19 protein-coding genes and 1 rRNA gene are annotated in these 21,231 nt (G+C 41.0%); 11 read left to right on the forward strand and 9 right to left on the reverse strand.

Going from position 1 to position 21,231, the window contains the following annotated elements:
- The 8 genes from rrf to BVH04_RS17880 all read left to right on the forward strand — a co-directional run.
- Nucleotides 1-91 (forward strand): 5S ribosomal RNA (rrf, locus tag BVH04_RS17840); the annotation flags it as partial.
- An 861-nt stretch (nucleotides 92-952) separates the two neighbouring features.
- Nucleotides 953-3,379: a heavy metal translocating P-type ATPase gene (locus BVH04_RS17845; RefSeq protein WP_086542835.1), complete on the forward strand. Its 2,427-nt coding sequence runs from the start codon at nucleotides 953-955 to the stop codon at nucleotides 3,377-3,379.
- Nucleotide 3,380: 1 nt separating this feature from the next.
- On the forward strand, nucleotides 3,381-3,569 hold the full coding sequence (gene ccoS / locus BVH04_RS17850) for a cbb3-type cytochrome oxidase assembly protein CcoS (RefSeq protein WP_086542836.1): 189 nt from the start codon (nucleotides 3,381-3,383) through the stop codon (nucleotides 3,567-3,569).
- Complete coding sequence (gene ccoN, locus BVH04_RS17855; RefSeq protein WP_086542837.1) at nucleotides 3,562-5,688, forward strand: cytochrome-c oxidase, cbb3-type subunit I; 2,127 nt, start codon at nucleotides 3,562-3,564, stop codon at nucleotides 5,686-5,688. Before ccoS ends, ccoN begins: the two co-directional genes overlap by 8 nt.
- Before the next feature lie 190 nt (nucleotides 5,689-5,878).
- Nucleotides 5,879-6,811, forward strand: coding sequence for a cbb3-type cytochrome c oxidase N-terminal domain-containing protein (locus BVH04_RS17865; RefSeq protein ID WP_086542839.1), 933 nt, complete (start codon nucleotides 5,879-5,881; stop codon nucleotides 6,809-6,811).
- Between the two features lie 52 nt (nucleotides 6,812-6,863).
- A complete protein-coding gene (ccoG, locus tag BVH04_RS17870; protein ID WP_086542840.1) occupies nucleotides 6,864-8,276 on the forward strand; it encodes a cytochrome c oxidase accessory protein CcoG in 1,413 nt (470 codons plus the stop codon).
- Between the two features lie 24 nt (nucleotides 8,277-8,300).
- Nucleotides 8,301-8,726 carry a FixH family protein gene (locus BVH04_RS17875; protein ID WP_086542841.1) on the forward strand — a complete coding sequence of 142 codons (426 nt, stop codon included), beginning with the start codon at nucleotides 8,301-8,303 and terminating at the stop codon, nucleotides 8,724-8,726.
- Nucleotides 8,727-9,428: a sulfite exporter TauE/SafE family protein gene (locus BVH04_RS17880; protein ID WP_086542842.1), complete on the forward strand. Its 702-nt coding sequence runs from the start codon at nucleotides 8,727-8,729 to the stop codon at nucleotides 9,426-9,428.
- Here BVH04_RS17880 and BVH04_RS26500 read toward each other — a convergent pair.
- Both BVH04_RS26500 and hemN read right to left on the reverse strand, forming a co-directional pair.
- Nucleotides 9,425-9,667: a hypothetical protein gene (locus tag BVH04_RS26500; RefSeq protein WP_317045507.1), complete on the reverse strand. Its 243-nt coding sequence runs from the start codon at nucleotides 9,665-9,667 to the stop codon at nucleotides 9,425-9,427. The genes BVH04_RS17880 and BVH04_RS26500 overlap by 4 nt on opposite strands.
- 93 nt (nucleotides 9,668-9,760) lie before the next feature.
- Nucleotides 9,761-10,783 (reverse strand): oxygen-independent coproporphyrinogen III oxidase, encoded by a 1,023-nt coding sequence (gene hemN / locus BVH04_RS17885; RefSeq protein WP_317045508.1) that lies wholly within the window; start codon nucleotides 10,781-10,783, stop codon nucleotides 9,761-9,763.
- A 165-nt stretch (nucleotides 10,784-10,948) separates the two neighbouring features.
- Here hemN and BVH04_RS17890 point away from each other — a divergent pair, with 165 nt between their 5' ends.
- Nucleotides 10,949-12,043, forward strand: coding sequence for an alkane 1-monooxygenase (locus tag BVH04_RS17890; RefSeq protein WP_086542843.1), 1,095 nt, complete (start codon nucleotides 10,949-10,951; stop codon nucleotides 12,041-12,043).
- Here BVH04_RS17890 and BVH04_RS17895 read toward each other — a convergent pair.
- The 3 genes from BVH04_RS17895 to BVH04_RS17905 are packed head-to-tail and all read right to left on the reverse strand — an operon-like array spanning nucleotide 12,032 to nucleotide 14,823.
- Nucleotides 12,032-13,075, reverse strand: a complete 1,044-nt coding sequence (locus tag BVH04_RS17895; RefSeq protein WP_086542844.1) for a vWA domain-containing protein — start codon at nucleotides 13,073-13,075, stop codon at nucleotides 12,032-12,034. The two genes, BVH04_RS17890 and BVH04_RS17895, sit on opposite strands and share 12 nt — an antisense overlap.
- On the reverse strand, nucleotides 13,056-13,952 hold the full coding sequence (locus BVH04_RS17900; RefSeq protein ID WP_086542845.1) for a hypothetical protein: 897 nt from the start codon (nucleotides 13,950-13,952) through the stop codon (nucleotides 13,056-13,058). Before BVH04_RS17900 ends, BVH04_RS17895 begins: the two co-directional genes overlap by 20 nt.
- The gene (locus BVH04_RS17905; RefSeq protein ID WP_086542846.1) at nucleotides 13,945-14,823 is read right to left on the reverse strand and encodes a DUF58 domain-containing protein; all 879 of its coding nucleotides are present in this window, start codon (nucleotides 14,821-14,823) and stop codon (nucleotides 13,945-13,947) included. Before BVH04_RS17905 ends, BVH04_RS17900 begins: the two co-directional genes overlap by 8 nt.
- A 106-nt stretch (nucleotides 14,824-14,929) precedes the next feature.
- Between BVH04_RS17905 and BVH04_RS17910 the strand changes: the two genes are divergently transcribed.
- On the forward strand, nucleotides 14,930-15,280 hold the full coding sequence (locus BVH04_RS17910; protein ID WP_086542847.1) for a DUF4296 domain-containing protein: 351 nt from the start codon (nucleotides 14,930-14,932) through the stop codon (nucleotides 15,278-15,280).
- Nucleotides 15,280-17,667, forward strand: coding sequence for an endonuclease MutS2 (locus BVH04_RS17915; protein WP_086542848.1), 2,388 nt, complete (start codon nucleotides 15,280-15,282; stop codon nucleotides 17,665-17,667). Before BVH04_RS17910 ends, BVH04_RS17915 begins: the two co-directional genes overlap by 1 nt.
- A 100-nt stretch (nucleotides 17,668-17,767) precedes the next feature.
- Here BVH04_RS17915 and BVH04_RS17920 read toward each other — a convergent pair whose 3' ends face one another.
- From BVH04_RS17920 to BVH04_RS17935, 4 genes are all read right to left on the reverse strand, one after another.
- Nucleotides 17,768-18,256 carry a hypothetical protein gene (locus BVH04_RS17920; RefSeq protein ID WP_086542849.1) on the reverse strand — a complete coding sequence of 163 codons (489 nt, stop codon included), beginning with the start codon at nucleotides 18,254-18,256 and terminating at the stop codon, nucleotides 17,768-17,770.
- Between the two features lie 59 nt (nucleotides 18,257-18,315).
- Nucleotides 18,316-18,933, reverse strand: coding sequence for an ABC transporter ATP-binding protein (locus BVH04_RS17925; RefSeq protein ID WP_086542850.1), 618 nt, complete (start codon nucleotides 18,931-18,933; stop codon nucleotides 18,316-18,318).
- Between the two features lie 97 nt (nucleotides 18,934-19,030).
- Nucleotides 19,031-19,810, reverse strand: coding sequence for an acyl-ACP--UDP-N-acetylglucosamine O-acyltransferase (gene lpxA / locus BVH04_RS17930; protein ID WP_086542851.1), 780 nt, complete (start codon nucleotides 19,808-19,810; stop codon nucleotides 19,031-19,033).
- Entirely contained in the window at nucleotides 19,807-21,201 is a 1,395-nt protein-coding gene (locus BVH04_RS17935) for a bifunctional UDP-3-O-[3-hydroxymyristoyl] N-acetylglucosamine deacetylase/3-hydroxyacyl-ACP dehydratase (RefSeq protein WP_086542852.1), read from the reverse strand. Before BVH04_RS17935 ends, lpxA begins: the two co-directional genes overlap by 4 nt.
- Nucleotides 21,202-21,231 lie beyond the last annotated feature (30 nt).

Genomic DNA, 21,231 nt, shown 5'->3' on the forward strand with positions numbered 1-21,231 from the left:
TTCCACCTCTTCCCATCCCGAACAGAGAAGTTAAGCCCTGCAGCGCCGATGGTACTGGGGTTACACCCGGGAGAGTAGGTCGCCGCCTCATTTATTACAAAGCCTTTCAGGAAACTGAAAGGCTTTTTGGTTTTATAGACTTTTTGGCAACGTATCCATCACCCATCCGAGCAGCCACCGACAGTAATCGGGAGCCGGCTCTTTTATTCTATAGCATTTTCAGGAAACTGAAAGGCTTTTTGGTTTTATAGACTTTTTGGCAATGAATCCATCACCCATCCGAGCAGCCACCGATAGTAATCGGGAGCCGCCTCATTTATTCCAAAGCTTTTCAGGAAACTGAAAGGCTTTTTTGGGTTTAAACCCACTTTTTCCAGCACTCTATAACTCACCCACTCGAACAGCCCACGATGGGAATCGGGAGCCGGCTCTTTTATTCCAAAGCCAACTTTTAGAGAAGGCTGTCTTGGTTTGAAGTACAGGGATGATCATTTCATACTCAGAGATGACCATCATGTGTAAGCTGAAGAAAAGGCAGTCACCAATTTTGATCTTTTCGATTACATAATTGATGAGTTGTATTTTTTATAAAAAGCTTTTGCCTTCCTATTTCAGAGTTCATTTTTCATTTTTACAACTGGCTAATATCCATGTAAACTTTTCATATTGACCTTTTATACTTTGGATCATTGGTAACCTATTAGTGCCTTCTTTTTACCGCTAAAAACATGATTTTTGTCAGTAATTGATAAGACTTGCCTCAACTATTCCTCGGTTTTCCGCTAGTAGTTTTGCCTATTCAAATGAGAAGATAGATAGTGTTTCTGAAAAGATTTGCGCTTTATTCAAATTGTTATTTGAAAGTAACCTTATTGCTAAATTGTGTTTCAAATATGATTTTATTTATGATTTTTAGTGTAATTTAAAGTTTGATTTAGTAAAATTAATATTAATGGATCCGAGGTTACCTGCTCAAGAAATAATCACCTGCTTTCATTGTGGTGAAGAATGTGAAGGTGTGCAAATAGTTGTAGATGAGCAGAACTTTTGTTGCCAAGGATGTAAACTCGTATATGAGGTTCTTTCGGAAAATGAGCTTTGCACTTATTATGATATTGCTAATCACCCTGGAGAAAGTCAGAGGAGAAATAAACGCCATTCCAATCGATTTGATTATCTGGAGGATGAGGAGACTGCTAATCGTCTGCTAGATTTTCAGAGTGAAACTGAAAGTCATCTCACTTTTTACATTCCTCTAATTCATTGTGCATCTTGTATTTGGCTTCTTGAGAATCTACATCAGATTCATTCCGGTGTTTTTCATAGTCGAGTTGATTTTATTAAAAAGAAGGTTCAGGTTAAGATTCTTCATGATAAGATCAGTATAAAGGAGTTGGTTATTCTACTATCAACCATTGGATACGAGCCAAAGATCAATTTTTCAGATCTTGATAAGAAGCAAAGTCCGGGACTGGATAAGCGCTTAATCCAACGACTCGCTGTAGCTGGCTTTTGCTTCGGAAATATGATGCTGTTTAGTATTCCAGAATATTTCTCCGAAGCTGAGTTAATTGATTCTTCTTTTCGTGGCTTATTCAGTTATCTGAATGTGATTTTGGCGTTTCCAGTGGTGTTCTATTCAGCTAGTGATTATTATCGGTCAGCATGGAATTCGCTCAAGCAAAAGCAGATCAATATGGACGTTCCGATTGTGCTTGGGATCATCGCGTTGTTTGTTTATTCACTTTGGGAAATATTCGCTTTTCAGCGATCAGGCTATATGGATAGCCTTGGGGGACTTTTGTTTTTCTTGCTTCTGGGGAAAATTTATCAGCAAAAGACATTTTCAACACTTGAGTTCGATAGGGATTACAAGTCTTATTTTCCAATAGCCGTTACTAAAATAGTGAAAAATCAAGAGGACGTGATCCCTCTATCAAAGCTCCAAGTTGGAGATGTTATTTTGGTGAGGGATGAGGAATTAATACCTGCAGATTCTCTTTTGCTAAGCGGCCAAGCTAATATTGATTATAGTTTCGTGACAGGTGAGGAAGTTCCAGCGCCTAGGCAAAAGGGAGAATTGATCTATGCAGGCGGTCGACAAAAAGGCGATGCAATCTTATTAACTGTTCAAAAGTCGCCTTCTCAGGGATATCTTACGGATTTGTGGAACAACGAGACTTTTGAAAAGGGTAAGGGGCGCTTGCTTGAACCGCTATCCACCAGGATCAGTGCAGCCTTTACCTGGTCTGTTTTAGTTATTGCAGTAGCAGGTTTTGCATATTGGGCAGTGACAGATTTATCTATTGCTATTAAAGTTTTTGCCTCAGTGCTGATCGTAGCTTGCCCATGTGCTCTAGCAATGTCTACGCCTTTTACCTTGGGAAATACACTCAGGATTTTCGGGAAAAGTCGGTTTTACCTAAAAAATTCAAATGTGGTAGAAAGACTTGCGCTGATTGATGCTGTCGTTTTTGACAAAACGGGTACACTTACAGATCCGGCAAATGCCAAGATCACCTACATTGGGGAGGAACTTTCGCATGAAACCCAAGCGATCTTGAAATCCATGGTGGGGCGATCTACCCATCCATTGAGTAATAGAATTAATCATTGGCTAGTGAACCAAAGTGGAGTATCTCTTGACCAAGTAAAAGAGATTAAAGGAGCAGGAATTCATGCATTTTATAAAAATCAAGAATTCAGACTTGGATCAGCTGAGTTTACTGGTTATAAAAATTCTATCAAAAACCAAAATGGAAATATCGTTTGTTTGACAGTGGAAGGGCAGGAACTAGGCTATTTCCTGATTGAATCTGGACTTAGGGAAAAGGCTTCAGAAGTAGTGGAGCAACTCAAAGAGGACTATGATCTTCATGTTTTGTCTGGAGACTTTTCTCATGAGCAAAAATACCTAGAGGAAAAGTTAGGTAGCAGTATCAAATTTAACTTTAAGCAAAGTCCAGTAGATAAGCTTACTTATTTAAAGGGTTTGAATGCTACTCACCATACCCTAATGATAGGGGATGGTTTAAATGATGCCGGTGCATTACAAGAAAGCGAGGTCGGTGTAGCTATTTCAGACCGGGTCAGTCATTTCTCTCCAGCTAGTGATGCTATTATGGATTCTGAAGTATTTGGTATGATTCCGAATTTCTTAGGTTTTGCGAAATCTAGCAGACTTATTATCAAAGCGAGTTTTATACTCAGTTTATTATATAACTTACTTGGCCTAGGGCTAGCAGTTCAAGGACTTTTGAGTCCTGTGATTTGCGCTATTTTGATGCCGTTAAGTAGTATTTCTGTGGTGGTATTCACGACGTTGACCACGAATTTTGTAGCCTGGAAAAAGGGCTTGTTAACCTCAAAACTATTATAGCATGGAAGTCATATTTCTATTAATCGCAATCAGTCTACTATTGGCAGGTACATTTCTGTTTTTGTTTTTCAAAGCAATGAAAGACGGCCAGTTTGATGATAATTACACTCCTTCGATAAGAATTCTTTTTGAAAATAGTCCTAAAAAATCTAATAAAAATCAACCAACAAAACCGAAATCCTATGAATGACACTACTCTGGAGAGGTTCCAATATGACAATAAAATTGTCAAGTATTTTGGAGCCGCGACAATTATCTGGGGCGTAATAGGGATGCTGGTCGGCTTACTTGCAGCGACACAGCTTTTCTTACCTGAAGCCAATTTGGGTAATCCCTATACTACTTTCGGGCGAATAAGGCCACTGCATACGAACGCTGTGATTTTCGCTTTCGTTGGAAATGCGATCTTTGCCGGGGTTTATTATTCCATGCCTAGGCTGCTGAAAGCTCCAATGTGGAACAAGACACTTAGCTGGTTTCATTTCTACGGCTGGCAACTGATTATCGTTTCAGCAGTGTTGACTTTGCCCTTAGGACTAACTTCATCTAAAGAATATGCTGAATTAGAATGGCCTATTGATATTGCGATAGCAATTGTTTGGGTGGCTTTTGGAGCCAATATGATCGGTACTATTCTCAAACGTAGAGAGCGCCACATGTACGTAGCTATTTGGTTTTATCTAGCTTCATTCATTACAGTTGCTGTTTTACATATTGTAAACTCTTTTGCATTGCCAGTTACTTTGTTCAAAAGTTATTCTGCCTATGCAGGTGTTCAAGATGCCTTAGTACAGTGGTGGTATGGTCACAATGCAGTTGCATTTTTCCTGACTACACCTTTCTTGGGATTGATGTATTATTTCCTTCCAAAGGCTGCGAATAGACCAGTATATTCTTACAAACTTTCTATTATTCACTTTTGGTCGCTGATCTTCCTATACATGTGGGCGGGTCCTCACCACTTGCTTTATACTTCGCTTCCTGAATGGGCACAAGTACTAGGCACGGTGTTCTCGGTGATGCTTTTGGCTCCGTCTTGGGGCGGTATGGTGAATGGACTACTGACTTTGCGTGGAGCATGGGATAAAGTGACAACAGATCCAGTGCTGAAATTCATGGTCGTAGCAATCACTGCCTACGGTATGGCTACTTTCGAAGGTCCAATGCTTTCATTTAAGAATGTCAGTGCGATTGCGCACTATACCGATTGGATTATAGCTCACGTTCACATAGGTGGATTGGGATGGAATGGCTTCTTGACCTTCGGTATGCTATACTGGATGTGGCCAAGATTATTTAAAACCACTATTTATTCTACCAAAATGGCCAACACACACTTTTGGCTAGGTGTGATGGGAATCATTTTCTATGCATTGCCAATGTATGTGGCAGCATTGACTCAATTCTTGATGCTAAGAGAATTTGATGAAATGGGTAAATTGGCTTATGGTAATTTTCTGCAAACTGTAGTAGAATTAGTGCCAATGTACATGTTGAGAGCATTAGGTGGTTTGATGTATTTAAGTGGTGCTATCCTGATGATGTATAACATGTTTAAGACAGCACAGCAAGGAACTTTTGTAGCCACTGAAGAAGATTCTGCCCCTGCATTAGCCAAGAACTACAATCCTAAAGGGGAATTCTGGCACAGAGCATGGGAGAGAAAGCCTATTTTCTTTGCGGTATTGGCTACCGTAGCGATTTTAATTGGGGGTGTAGTCGAAATAGTACCTACTATTTTGATCAAGTCAAATATACCGACTATCAGTTCTGTCAAACCTTATACAGCGTTAGAATTAGAAGGAAGAGACATATACATCCAAAATGGTTGTGTAGGATGTCATTCTCAGATGATTCGACCATTTAGGTTTGAAACTGAGCGCTATGGTGAATACTCCAAAGCAGGTGAATTTGTGTATGATCGCCCATTCCTATGGGGATCTAAGAGAACAGGCCCTGACCTTCATAGAGTTGGCGGGAAATATCCGGATAGCTGGCATTATTTCCATATGGAAGATCCTCGCAGTATGTCTCCGGGTTCATTAATGCCACCATATCCATGGTTGGCGACTAATGACTTGGATTATTCAGATTTGCCAGCAAAAATCAGGACTATGCAGAAGCTTGGCGTTCCATATCCTGAGGGATACGACCAGCAAGCATCTGCCGATCTAGAAGCCCAAGCAGCACAGATCGCTGAGAATTTAAAGGATGCAGGAGTAGCAGTAATGCCACAAACTGAGATCGTAGCATTAATAGCGTATCTGCAGCGATTGGGTACGGATATCAAAGTTTCATCAGCTAACTAATCAGAGAAATCATGTACAAAGAAGTATTAAGATCAATCGAAAATGTAGAGGTGTTTCCCATAGTTTCACTGATAATATTTGTCCTCTTTTTCATAGGTATTACCATATGGACGATGCGCGTTCCTAAAGATGTCATCGACCATATGAGTTCTTTGCCGATGGATGACAATGAGTTAACCGACAAACAGCCATGAAAAAATATTTAACCTTTTTTGCTTTAAGCTGTCTTTTGTTTTTCAATCCAGTTTTGGCGCAGAACACTTCTGTGTCTGAAGGATTAGGAGCTTTGGACTCTAATCAAATGGCTCTTTTGATTATCATAGGAGTCATCATAGGAGTGATTATTCTGCTCTTGATTCTCATGATCTATCTGATGTCGTTTATTTCGGCTGTCTTCCGTAAGGAAAATCCTGAATTGGTGGAGGAGCCAAGCTGGTGGGAAACCTTTAAACAGCGGTTTGTCACAGGTGACATCAAAGAGGAGCAGACAAAAGATAAGTTGATGGAAGACCATTCTTATGATGGAATTCAGGAGCTGGACAACTTTATGCCACCTTGGCTTCAATATGTCTTTTCCGGGACAGTTATTATTGCAATAGTTTATTTCGGATACTACACCGTTTTGGGCTTTGGTAAGACAGGTGTAGAAGAATATCAAGAAGAAATTCGCATTGCAGCGATTGAAGCTGAAGAGCGAGGTACTAGCGCACTGGCATCTATCGATGAGACCAATGTGGAATTTGATAAGTCTGACGTAGGAATAAGTGCTGGCAAGACGATTTTCGGAGCTAATTGTGCTGCATGCCATGCCGCCGACGGTGGTGGTGGAGTAGGTCCAAATCTGACCGATCAGTATTGGATACATGGAGGTGACATTAAAGATGTGTTCAAAGTGATAAAATATGGAGTCATAGAGAAAGGAATGGTACCTTGGGAAGATCAGTTGAATCCACAGGAAATTCAAGAAGTATCAAGCTACATTCTCAGCATACAAGGAACGAGTCCTGCTGTCGCTAAAGATCCTCAAGGTGAATTGTATTCTGGAGAAGATGAAGCTGCTCCTGCTGATGATTCATCAGCTCCAGCGGATAGCACTGCGGTTGCCGCGGCTGTTACTGAATAAATTAACACTGCCGGGAATTTCATAATTCCCGGCAGAAAATAAGCCTACGATTATGGCCAAGAAGAACCCCCATTTAAATCCTGATACATTCAGAGATTCATTAGCTACTGTCCAAGATGATGGGAAGCGAAATTGGGTCTATCCCAAGAAAGTCAAAGGCTATTTTTACAAATACAGAACTTACTTTTCGTGGCTTTTATTAACCATTTTATTTGCAGGACCATTTATCAAGGTAGATGGAAGACCATGGCTTTTGTTCAATATTTTTGAGCGGAAATTCATCATTTTCGGAGCCGTATTCTGGCCTCAAGATACATACCTGCTCATTTTTCTTTTATTGATTTTCTTTGTTTTCATCATACTCTTTACCGTAGCATTTGGCAGAGTTTGGTGTGGTTGGGCATGTCCGCAGACTTTATTCATGGAGATGGTGTTTAGGAAAATTGAATATGCAATTGAGGGAGATGCCAATCAGCAAAGAGCATTGAATGCTCAACCTTGGACCAGCGAAAAGATCACCAAGAAAACTGTCAAGATCACTATTTTCGCAATAATATCTCTTTTGATCGGACATTTGGTGATGGCTTATCTGATAGGAATAGATGAGGTGATAGAGATCGTATCCTCACCTCCGGCTGCTAATATGGCCGGTTTTCTAGGTCTTTTAGCATTCTCCGGTATTTTCATGTTTGTGTTCACTTGGTTTCGGGAGCAAGCTTGCTTGGTGGTTTGTCCCTATGGACGACTTCAGGGAGTAATGCTGGATAATAACTCCATAAATGTGATGTATGATTACGTCCGAGGAGAGCCAAGAGCACCAATCCGCAAAAATGAAGCTGAGAATATTGATAAAGGGGATTGTGTCGATTGTAGTCTATGTGTTCAGGTTTGCCCAACTGGGATTGATATTCGAAATGGAATTCAGATGGAGTGTGTGAACTGCACCGCCTGCATAGATGCCTGTGATGAGGTGATGGTGAAGGTAGATCGACCAAAGGGTTTGATCCGCTACGCCTCCGAAAATAGCATCAAGGAAGGCTTTGAGAAGCTATTTACTAATAGAGTCAAAGTTTACATCGTCATACTTACTTTGTTGATAGCTGCCTTTATCGCCTTATTATCGACTCGTGATGATATTACTGCCACAGTTACCAGGTTCCCAGGAATGACGTATCAAGAGCGGGAAGATGGTATGGTGACTAATCTTTACCAAATTACGTTGATCAATAAAACTTATGAGCCACAGGAAGTTTCTTTAAAGTCATTGGCTGAAGGAATGGATGTGGAAATAGTCGGAGAGCAGCAATGGGTATTAGAGCCTCAGACTAAGTTTGAAGGAAGATTCTTTCTCGTGAGGAAACAAGATGAGGTCAAAGTAAATCAGGAAAAAGTAGAACTATCAGTTCTTCATTTAAGCAAAGAAATTGATCATATCGAAACTAATTTTACAGCACCGATCAAGTAAGTTGAATGGTTAACTAGGGAAATTATGGATTGGGGAAAAGGAATAACACTTACAATAATAGGCTTCGTAGTATTGATTATGACTATGGTAGTGATATCGGTACGAATGGATGGGATTGAGTTGGTAACTGAAAATTACTATGAAGAGGAAATAAAATATCAGGACAGAATCGATGAGTCGAACTCTGCAATGAAATTGGATAGAGAAGTGATCTCTTACGATGCTCAATCCAAAGTAATCGAACTTGATCTTCCGAATGGGACGGTAGGTACTTTGCAGCTTTTCAGACCTTCTGATTCATCTTTGGATCAGACAATTAAAGTCGAAGTCACCCACTCAGGAAAAACTGCAGTTCCCGTGAAGCAGCTAAAAAGCGGTTATTGGAAGGTTCAACTCAATTGGTCTGAAAATGGAGTGGATCATTATCAGGAGAAAAAAATCACCATATAAATGCTCTGGACTGCCTTTTTACTTGGTTTTTTAGGCTCATTTCATTGTGTCGGAATGTGCGGGCCGATAGCATTGGCCGTTGGTGGCAAAAAAGGCAGATCTTATTTTTCTCATAAAATCCTTTATAATCTTGGAAGAAGTGTGACCTACGCTGTCCTTGGGTTGATAGTAGGTAGTATTGGGTTTTCATTGTCACTTGCTGGTGTTCAGCAGGGTTTTTCTATTGCCATGGGAGTGATAATCTTGATTTTTGCGCTTTCGTATAAGCGGGCAGATCAATTCTTGGCAATTCCCGCTCTTTCAGAGATTGTTATTTGGGTGAAAAGACAACTTAACCGATTTCTGAAAGCAGGAGGATCCTTCGCTTTTTTTGCAACAGGTCTAGCCAATGGACTACTTCCCTGCGGGATGGTATACATGGCTTTAGTAGCCGCTCTAGCTTTGCAAAGCCCATTATTGGGAGCTACTTATATGTTCTTTTTTGGGATAGGGACGATTCCTTTGCTCTTAGTATTGATGTATTCGGGGAATATTTTTTCTGTTCAGGCGAGGCAAAAATTCCAAAAAGCCATTCCTTACCTAGGTGTGCTAATAGGCATGCTCTTTATTTTCCGTGGTCTTGGGTTAGGGATGTTTCTTAGTCCAGATCTGCAAGTGTTTGATTATGGCAGCGAGCAGATTGAAATTACCATGTGTCGTTAAATCGTTTCGCTGAATAGCGCTTTTTTGGTCTGATTTTCAGCCAGCCTAAGGTCAAGTTGAGAGCATATATTTCTAATGACTTTCATTCCTTTCTCTGATACCAAGATTTCATCATTTGTAGTGGAAATAAGCCCGTCTGTTTCCATTTCTTTGAGATTCCATAGCTGATTTTCAGATAGTTTTTCAGAAATTTCTGCTGGGATCACGGCCTGCTTTCTGCAGATTAAATCTAAGATCACCTGTCTGACGGTTATATCCAACTCAGTTTGAATATGTCCTTTTTGGATTGCAAAAGCATCTTGTTTTGCCAGTGACTCATACTTCCCTATGTTCTATTCATTTTGACCATAGGCATAGTACACATCACTAATACTGCTGGCCCCAAGTCCAATGAGGATTTTGGATGGCACAGTCGTGTACCCCATGAAATTTCTGTGTAGTACTCCCTCAGTTTTTGCTACCGTGAGTGCATCCTTTGGTAGAGCGAAGTGATCCATTCCCACTTCTTCGTAGCCCATTTTCACCAACAGATGCCTTCCAAATTCATACAATTCACTCTTCTCTGGTGCAGTTGGCAGGAAATTTTCGAAGCTTTTCTGCGCTGGGAATGCACTTGGCAAGTGAGCGTAACTATAGAATGCAATGCGATCCGGTCTTAAATCCTGTACCTTTTTGAAAGTGTCTTCCATGGTTTGGACAGTTTGATGAGGCAAACCATAGATTAAATCGAAATTAATAGAGGTGTAGCCAAGAATGCGGGCAGAATCTGTGGCATGTTTTACTTTTTCAAACGGCTGAATTCGATGAATTGCTGTCTGAACTTTTAGGTCAAAGTCCTGAATACCATAACTCACGCGATTAAACCCCAAGTCACTTAGAGTTTTCAGATGCTCAAAGCTCGTATTGTTAGGGTGCCCTTCAAAGCTAAACTCAGCATTTGAAGTGATATCTGCCCCTTCAAAAATAGATGAGATCAAATGCTGAAGGTAAGATGGCTCAAAGAATGTGGGCGTTCCCCCACCGAGGAGTATTCCTGCAATCTTCGGCTTTCCGTCAAAAACCTCTTTGTATTTGTTCCACTCGGCGAGAAGTGCCTGGATATATGGGTCTTTGACTGCGTTGTTTTTTGTGATCCGTTTGTTGCATCCGCAATAGGTACATAAACTCTCGCAAAAGGGCAAATGAATATAGATGGATATGCCTTCTTCTTTGCCAAAGTCCTGAAATGCCTTCCTTACAATGCCTTTCCATGTGTTGTTGTCCAGGTTGTTTTCCCAAAGTGGAACTGTAGGATACGAGGTGTATCTGGGGGCTGGAGTATTGTATTTTTGAATCAGAGGGGCAGAAATTGACATGTTTTTTTCTTTCCTCAAAAATCTGAATTTTTATTAAGTAGGGTGGTGATGCAAGCCAGTCAGGGAACTGACAAAAATCATTTTTGCTTTAGCATAATAGAAGTTTAGGATAGTTTTCAGAAGCAAAATTCTATTTAAATTGATGCAGTTTAAATAAAAAATCAGATGTCCATCTTCAAGAAAATCGGTTTTTACTCTGTCCTAATCTTGCCCATATTGCTGATGCTCGGAGTGTATTTGGGCGGGGTAACCTTGTTTTTGATTCATGGTTTTGTATTTATCCTGGTCCCAATTATGGATTATATGATCAGTACTGATCGGGCAAATGTTCCCAAGGAAGCAGTAAGTCAAGTTACTCAAGAGAAGTTCTATAAGCTTGTCACCTTCTTTTGGGTTTATGTACAGTTTGGGATCTTAATTTGGGGATTTTACATCATCAGCGTCAGTGGGTTTTCGTGGTGGGAATGGCTTGCTTTTGCCAGTGGAATGGCGTTGATTACTGGCGGGATTGGAATTACAGTAGCACATGAATTGGGGCATAAACAAAATTCTCTCGAACAATTCTATTCCAAAATGCTCTTAATGACCGTTTCATATATGCATTTTTTCATTGAGCATAATCGAGGTCATCATGTACGTGTCGCAACACCCGAAGACCCAGCCACAAGTAGGTTTGGGGAAAGTTTTTATTCCTTTTGGTATCGATCAGTAGTGCATGGCTACCAAAGTGCTTGGGAATTGGAGCGAGAAAGGCTTTCTAAAAAAGGAATTTCCTTTTGGTCAATAAAGAATCAGATGATTCAATTCACCCTAATGCCATTATTATTTGTGGGGCTAGCCTTTTTGGTTTCTTCGCTAGTTCTAGATCGCCTGGTTTGGGAAGTGCCTTTATTTTTTTTGCTGCAAAGCTTTCTTGGTTTTTCCCTGTTGGAATTGGTAAACTACCTTGAGCATTATGGAATGGAGCGGAAGAAATTAGAATCCGGTCATTATGAGCGAGTGACTCCTATTCATTCTTGGAATGCTAGTCAAGTGGTAAGTAATTTTCTGCTCTTTCAACTGCAGCGGCATTCTGACCATCATGCGAATGCACACAAGCGTTATCAGGTCTTGAATCATTATGATGAAAGTCCTCAATTACCAGCGGGCTATTCAGCTATGATAATTTTGGCATTGTTTCCACCACTTTGGTTTGCGGTCATGGATCCGCGATTAGCACAATGGAAAAAACAGACTTTCGGCGAGGAATTAATCCAATAGGAAGTTATTCAAGAAACTACTCTTCAAACCTAGCCATACAAAGAAAAGTATAAGACCCCAGAACATATAAACCCTATAGTAATCTGCTGTCTCTTTGTAGCGATTTTCGATCACTTCGGTTTTCTCAAGTGTATCAATCCTGTCGAAAATTGATTCTAAAGTCCCACCATCAGCAGCTCTGAAAAACTCCCCGTTTCCGGTTTTGGCAATCTCGCGCAGGGTGGATTCATCCAAATAACTCTCTACCATCTGTGGTCTTCCAAAGAAATCAGTTCCATAAGGAACCAAGCCGTCCTTACCCATAGCGATGGTATAAATCTTAATGTCCAAAGCAGAAGCGAGATTTGCCGCAAACAGCGGATCTACGTTTCCGGCGTTGCTCTCTCCATCACTTAATAAAATCATTACTTTGGATGTTGACTCAGATTCCTTCATTCGGTTGGTTCCTGCAGCGAGCGCAGATCCGATGGCAGTTCCCTTAGCTTCCATCATGCTGAAAGAAATCTCTTCCACTAGATCCGTGAGCAATTCGTAATCATTAGTCAACGGAGCTAATGAATAGGCCTCACCAGCGAAAACCACCATTCCTATGCGATCACCAACACGCCCATTAATAAATTCAATGGCTGTAGCTTTAGCTGCTTCCAGGCGATTTGGAGTGAAATCTTGCAAGTCCATGGATTCCGAAATATCCAGTACAAGCATGATATCTATTCCCTCAGTAAACTGCTCAACACGCTCATTGCTACGCTGAGGTCGAGCCAGAGCTACTACCATCATGATAAGGAAGAGGTAGAAAAAACCTGCTGGAATTAGGCGCAAGTAAGTCCAAGGGTTGTTGTTTGCTATCCGTTTTGGAAGAGAAAGTTCTAGGACTGGATTTTTCAAAAATTTTACAAAATTTCTGAAAAGTATGAAGACTGGAATAATCCACATCAAATTCAGCAAAAGCGGATTTTCCCATTCGTAGCTTTTGAAGGTCTCAGGCAGAAACCAGGACCAGCTAAAGAATTCAGACAGCTGCTCTCTCATGCTTGATTTTGGTTTGTTTTTCCTGATATTTTTCTCTTGCCACTTCTAGTAGGTAAGTAGTTGCTTCTTCACTTTTCGAAGATTCTCCAGCATAGATGATCAAATCTATAGCTCGAAGTGCTTTGAAGATCTCTGGGTTGTCCATTCGCTCTCCTATTTCACTGGAAGTCCATTCTCTCACTGGCAACTTGGTGATGCTTTCCATATAGCCTTTCCACAGACCAATTACCTCATCTGCAGCCCCAATAGATGGGCTTTCAGAAAGAAGTGCAGTTTGAGTCTTCCACCTTTTCTCAAATTGTGCCCAGCGTCTTTTCTCTCTTCTTTCCTTCCAATATTCTTGAACCTTATCTGCGAAAAGGAAATAAAGAGCTCCTAGTAAAAGAAGAATGCCGCCAAGAATAATTCCTATAATTATCCAGTTTAAAGACTTTTCGAGTGGTTGATAGATGTTGTTTTCCTGAAATACCAATTCCTCAGGTATGCTGTCTAAAGTAAATTTTAACTTTAGCTCAGCCTCAAGAGGATAATGCACTACGCTATCGTATCTCGCCAGTTCATATACTGGCAAAGTCAAAAACGAACTCGGGTCCAGTGAGAAATTGGAAAGGTAATAGATCGTACTATCTTGAGTAACGCTGTCCTGAGTATAAGAAATGAAGGTCTTCTTTTCCAGTAATACCAGCGGAGAGAAATCAAAGGTAGAATCTGGGAAAATCAGCTGGGACGATTGTGGGTAGGTTGCTTTCAGGACATAGCCCACACGCTCACCTAGCTTGGCAGAATCTTGCATGAAATAACCATCCACGCTGATCTGCTGAGCATTGCTCAGAAATGGAATGAGTAGAAAGAAAATGAGTTTGAGCGTTTTAGCCACGTTTCATGCTTTTGTTTCGGTACTTAAATAGCTCGAGAAGCGGACCTACGATATCTTGGGTGGTATCGATTGACAGGTAATTTATTTGGTTCTTTTTGCAAATATCTTTCAGATGCTCCCGCTCGGAGGTAAAGGTATCTGCTATTTTTTTAGAAAAGCTTCCAAAGGCAGTGTTCACCCAAGTTGTTTTCCCTTTTTCTTTATCAAAAACAGGAATAATGCCCAGTGAAGGCAAAGCGGATTCCCGTGGATCTGTTAGCTGAATAGCGACTACATCATGACGCTCAGCAAGCGCCCGGAATGGTCTCTCGTATCCTTCGTCTATAAAATCAGAAATTATCACGATCACCGCTCGTCTCTTAATGAGATTGAGTGCAAACATGAACATGGAGTTCAAATCTGTTTTTAAAGAGTTATTCTCATGATTAAATATCCCACGGATCATTTTTACGCCTTGCTTGCTGCCTTTGGATGGTAAAATCAGTTTTTCCTTTTGATCTGAATAACTGATCAGTCCGACTTGACTTCCCTCAAACACAGCCGCTAAAGTCAAAACACCTGCAATGATCTTTCCCTGATCTATTTTCTTGTTGCCCGGCTGACCGATATCCTGACTGCCGCTGATGTCCAGAAGGAAGAAAACTGATTGTTCTTTATCTTCACGAAACGTTTTGACAAAAGTCCCGTGTCCCTTAGCAGATACTTTCCACTCTATCGTACGGATATCGTCTCCATACTGATAAGGACGGAGATCATCAAACTCCAATCCTGACCCTTTGAAAAGTGACTGGTATTCTCCCTGTAGGTGATTATTAGCCACCTTTCGGATCATGATTTCGTATTTTCTGAGCTTCTTGAATAATTCGTTCATGAATGGTGATTTGAACGGCCTAAGTTATGCTTCTAAGCTGAATTATAAAATTTCAGTTACATGAGGGGTGGGGAGATTTTCCGTTAAAAAAACCTAATTTTGACCTGTGAAAAGATTACTGATACTAAGTTTTTGCATCCTTTCCCTTTCAAGTTGTGATTCTGACAATAAGCCAGATGGATTATTATCTCAGGACAAGATGGTAAAAGTGCTGATAGATATCCATCTAACTGAGGGGCTTACAAGCGCAATGCCTGTAACCTATGATTCATCTAAGGTGCTCTATAATTTGCTCGAAAAGGACGTTTTTCTCAAACATGCGGTGAGCGATTCTGTTTTCACTCAAAGTATGTTGTACTACCTCCGCGATCCTGCTGAAATGGAGCAGATTTATTCTCGTGTAGTTGATTCTCTTGTGGTAAGAGAGTCTTCAAACGGAATCATAGACCAATTCTAATGCTATACCCACGCAATCTCGAACAAAAAGTAAATTTCATAAAGATCAAAGAACTGCTGAAAGTGGAGTGTACTTCGCCGCTAGGAATGCAGTATGTGGATCGCTTGCTTTTCTCATCAGATTATAATCTGGTCACCAAGTTACTTGATCAAACGGAGGAGTTTCGTCAGATTCTGATATCTGGGGAGCTTTTTCCCTCTTCTAATTTCACCAATCTTAATCCTTATTTAGAGAAAGCTAAGCTGGAGAATTCCTTTTTAGATGTAGAGGATTTTTATGAAATAAAGCTTTCACTTGACACACTGAGAGGTTGTGTTTCATTTTTTCAGAAAAGAGAAGAAGAATATCCGGTTTTGAGCCAGTTGCTTGGTTTGCTGATGGATCTCGATTTGAGTTTACTCAAAGCCATTGAGTTGATTATCGATGAAAAGGGGAAGATGCGCAGCAATGCAAGTAAAGATTTGCAGCTGATCCGAAGTCAGATTATTTATGAAGAAGGCCGCTTACGCAAAGTAATGGAGCGAGTTTTCAAAGAAGCAAGAACAAAGGGACTTACGCCAGAGGATTCTGCGATTACCGTGCGTTCAGGCAGATTGGTGATACCTGTGGCAGCTGAGAATAAGCGTAAACTTCGTGGCTTTATCCACGATGAATCGGCTACTGGCCAGACGGTGTACATGGAACCTGAGGAAGCGTTGGATATCAATAATGAGATACGAGATCTCGAATACATGGAGCGTCGGGAGATCATCAAAATCCTGACCCAATTGACCGATAGAATTAGGCCTGCTATTCCAGCGTTGAGAAAGGCTACCAATTTCCTTGGCTTGATGGATTTTATTCGTGCCAAAGCAAAATTTGCACAAAAGACTGACAGCTGTAGGCCAGAAATCACCAAGGAAAGGCAACTCATCTGGACCAAGGCTCGACATCCTATTTTGGAAATGGCGCTGAAGTCCCAAGGAAAGAATGTTGTCCCACTTGATGTCAAACTTAGCGGTCATGAGCGATTGCTTGTTATCTCAGGTCCAAATGCCGGTGGAAAGTCTGTCACACTTAAAACTGTTGCTTTGCTACAGTATATGCTACAATGTGGGATTTTGATTCCTGTTCATCCTGATTCCAAAAGTTCGCTTTTTGACAACTTCTTTATCGATATTGGAGATGAGCAAAACTTGGAAAATGATCTGAGCACCTACAGCTCGCACTTGATGAGCATGAAGCATTTTTCGCTTTTTTCGAATAAGAAAACTATCCTTTTTATAGATGAATTTGGTACAGGAACAGAGCCGCAATTTGGTGGAGCGATTGCTGAATCCATCCTATTGGCTCTGAATAAACTGGGAGCATACGGCGTGATTACCACTCACTACGGTAATTTGAAGCAGATAGCCAATAAGAACCAAGGAATGGTGAACGGAGCGATGCGCTACGATGTGGATAAATTGGAACCGCTTTATCAGCTTGAGATAGGTAAGCCGGGTTCTTCTTTTGCTTTGGAGATTGCTTCGAAAATCGGGATTCCAAGAGAAATTTTGGATTATGCCAAAGAGCAAATCGGTGAAGAGCGCGTGCGCTATGATAGACTGCTGACGCAGGTAGAAAATGAGAAGAATCAATATTCGACTTTGTTGGCTGATGTCAAAGCAAAAGAGAGTCTGCTGAAAACTCGACTTCAGGAATACAATGAACTTAAGGAAACGATGGAGACGACCAAAAAGCGCTATCTCCAAGAAGCAAAGCAAGAGGCGAAGCAGCTGCTAGATCAGGCTAATAAGAGAATAGAAGCTACTATACGAGAGATCAAAGAAGGCAAGGCGGAGAAGGAAGCCACTAAGCAGGTACGTAAGGATTTGGAAGAGTTTAAGGAGAAAGTCAAGCCAGAGAAGAACATTATCAAAAGCCCGGAGATCAAAGTTTTGGGAGGGAAGATTGCTGTTGGTGACTGGGTGAGGGTGAAAGACAACGGAGCTATCGCAGAAGTACTTCAGGTCAAAACCAATGAGCTTGAGGTTTCTATAGGCGAGCTAAAATCAAAAGTGAAGCTTTCGAGATTGGAAAAAATATCTCAAGGTGAAGTCAAAAAAGAGAAAAAGGCGGCTGTTTCCAGAAGTGGATATAATAGCAACGAAAAGATGATGGAATTCTCTATGAATCTGGATCTTCGGGGCAAAAGAGGCGAGGAAATACTGTCGCTGATTCAGACATTTATCGATGAAGGATATATGCTTGGTTTGAAAGACCTGAGAATAATCCACGGCAAGGGCAATGGGATCTTGAGGGATTTGACTCGTAATTTCCTGCGAGACATGAGCCAAGTTCGACATATGGAAGATGAACATGCAGATCGGGGTGGGGCAGGAGTTACGCTGGTGACTTTGAAGTAAAGTCTGTGAGATCACCCCGCTTAAATATCAAGCGTAAACTAAAAACAGGCAAGGTTAAGGCAACTTCGGTCACCTGTCTTTTGTCTACCAAAGCAAAGCCCTATTTCTTTACCAGGTTAAAAGTATAATTTCCTGCGACAGCCATAACTCCGTTCACCCTAGCTCCAGGAGCTGGAATCGTAAAAGTGAGTTTCAGATTAGTATTATTCTGGGTGAAGGAGATCTCTCTTCCAGCTGCTGGTTTGGTGCCAGATAGTATAAACTTATCGAAGTTGCTACCTGCAAAACTCCAATTTCCAGAGGCATCGAAAAGGTCATTATTATTTTTGGAAGTGTATGTTTTGGCAGAACCGGATTTCAGAACCAATTCAAATCCTGAATACAATTGTGTCACCGCTACCCCGTCGCGCTCCACGGATCCGCCTCCATCAATGCCCCAAGTTTGAGAGCCTGCGCCAGTCAGGGCTTCAATTGCGATCTCTTCAGCTGTTTTTACTGGTGGATCAGGAACTGGATCGTCACCGCCACAGCCTTGAATTGCAATCACTACGAAAATCAGTAGAAATAATCTAAAAAAAAGAGATTTCATATGCTTAGTAAGTAACACCTGTAAAATTAAAGGTAGGAATTTAAGTTCAAAGCTAATGTTTACTTAAAGTCTTCCAATACTATTTTTTGCTCGCAAAACTCATACTCTCTGGGCTCATTGGAGCAAATCACCAAGATCCTATTCTTGCCATATAGTTTTATCATTTCCTGATACCAGTCTATTCCTTTCCTGTCAAGATTGGAAGTAGGCTCATCTAGAAATATCAACGGAACATCAGAAAAGAGTGCCAAGCCCAGCTTTAAACGCTGCTTCATTCCTGAGGAAAACTGTCCTACTGGCTTTGCAGCATGCTGTGTAAGGTAAAGCTGTTCGATGATTTCTTTTGAGGAAATCCCGTTAAGCGGTTTTTTGAATTTGAAATGGAAATTGAGCAGTTCCTCCAAGCTGAATTCTTCAGGCACTTCCATATAGGGAGCAGAAATAGTCAAGTATGAAAACCAATCAGTTTCTGAGATTAATTTTCCATCAAGCAGATAATCTATTTTTCCTGAAGTGATTGGTATAGCACCGCTAAGACATTTCAGTAAAGTAGATTTTCCCGATCCGTTACTTCCAGTAATAGCCAGGGAATTTCCTTGAGATAGATCAAGGCTTAGATTTCTAAAAATCCATTCGTATTGGAAGCGTTTTGAAGCTTCTTCTAAGTGGATTTTCATGTGTTGAAAATTTGTTTTTTTAAGGTCACATGGAATCTCGCAGTGCTTTTATTCTTCCTAGTTTGCGATGAATGCGTCATGCTCGATTTCAGCATTGTTAATTGATGTAGCCTTTCATCACACCACGTTCGGAAGAGCGAATGAAATTCAGGATTTCATCTCTTTCTTTGGTGGCTGGAAGATTTACTTCGATTTCTTCTAGTGCACGACTGTTGTTCATACTATTGAGGAATAGGTAGCGATATACTTCCTGAATGTGGGAAATAGATTCGCTGGAAAAGCCTCTTCTTCGTAGTCCCAGAGAATTTACCCCTGCATAAGAAAGTGGCTCACGTGCAGCTTTAGTGAAGGGAGGTACATCTTTTCTCACCAAAGAACCACCTGAAACCATGGCGTGCATTCCGATTTTCACAAATTGATGAACCGCACTTGATCCTCCTACAATAGCCCAATCATCTATGGCCACGTGTCCGGCGATTTGCACAGAATTAGCGATGATGACATGACTTCCAATCACACAATCGTGCGCGACGTGTACATAGGCCATTAGCAAGCAATGACTTCCGATGACGGTAGTTTGCTTTTCTACGGTGCCTCTGCTGATTGTAACACACTCTCTGATCGTCGTGTTGTCACCGATCATTACTGTAGAGTCTTCCCCTTGGAATTTCAAGTCTTGAGGAATACCCGCTATCACGGCTCCCGGGAAAATCTTGCAGTTTTTTCCAATATTAGCTCCAGAAAAAATAGTGACGTTTGGTCCGATCCAAGTATTATCACCTATAGTGACATTTTCGCCAATAGTTGTGAATGGTTCAATAGTGACGTTTTTTCCGATTTTTGCTTTCGGATCAATATGGGCTAAAGGACTGATCATGATTCTTTTCGGGTTATGCTTGCTGTCATTACGGCCTCACACACTAGCGTATTACCTACATAAGCTTCACCACGCATTTTCGCTATACCTCTTCTTATCGGGGCCAAAAGTTCACATTTAAAAATTAGAGTATCACCAGGAAGAACCATTTTTCTGAACTTACAGTTTTCGATTCCCAGAAAATAAGTCCAGTAATTTTCCGGATCATCTACTGTACTCAATACTAATATCCCACCTGTTTGAGCCATTGCCTCTACCTGTAATACGCCTGGCATAACGGGATTGGCAGGAAAATGTCCCATAAAGAATGGTTCGTTGATCGTTACGTTTTTCACTCCTGCTACTACAGTATTATCCAGATAGATAATCTTATCGAGCAATTGGAACGGATATCTATGCGGCAAAATGCTGCTGATTTGGTTGATATCCATTACTGGAGGAAGTCTTGGGTCATAATATGGAATATGGGAAGAGCCAGACTTCTCCATAGCACGTTTTATTTTTTTTGCGAAAGCAACATTGGCTGCGTGACCAGGTCTTGCCGCCATAATTTGTGCTTTCAGAGGACGACCCACCAATGCCAAATCCCCAACTACATCAAGTAATTTATGTCTTGCAGGCTCATTGCGGTAGCGTAAGTCCACATTATTTAGAATGCCTTCTTTCTTTACTTCTACTTTTGGCTTGTTAAACATCTTAGCCAAATTAACTAACTCCTTTTCTTCTACAATTCTGTCTACCACTACGATTGCATTGTTCAAATCCCCACCTTTAATGAGGTTTGAATTGTAAAGCATCTCTAGTTCATGCAAAAAGCAAAAAGTACGACAGGAAGCGATTTCTGATTTGAATTGGCTGATGTCGGTGATTGATGCATGCTGGCTACCCAATACTGGCGAGTTATAATCCACCATCACTGTCACTCGATAGTTATCTGTAGGCAAGGCCACCATTTCTACCTCACGAGCAGAGTCTTTGTACTGTATGCTTTCTTGAACTTCAAAGAATCTACGAAGTGCATTTTGCTCTTCGAGCCCTGCTTCTTCCAGTACGTCAATAAATTGAATAGATGATCCGTCCATAATTGGAGGCTCAGGACCGTCTAGTTGAATGAGGACATTGTCTATCTCCAATCCAACTAATGCTGCCAGAACATGCTCTACCGTATAAACACGTGCACCATTTTGCTCTAAAGTAGTACCCCTGGATACATCTACGACCAAGTCGCAATCTGCATCTACAGTTGGTCTACCTTCAAGGTCAATTCGCTGAAACTTATATCCGTGATTTGGGGGGGCAGGGAGAAATGTCATGTTTGAAATAACCCCGGTGTGAAGTCCCACTCCGGATAATTCCACCTGCTTTTTAATGGTGTGTTGTTTTACTTTCATCTGATTTTTGAACCGTTCAGCATGCTAAAG

This window comes from Algoriphagus antarcticus (genome assembly GCF_002150685.1).
GTDB lineage: Bacteria > Bacteroidota > Bacteroidia > Cytophagales > Cyclobacteriaceae > Algoriphagus > Algoriphagus antarcticus.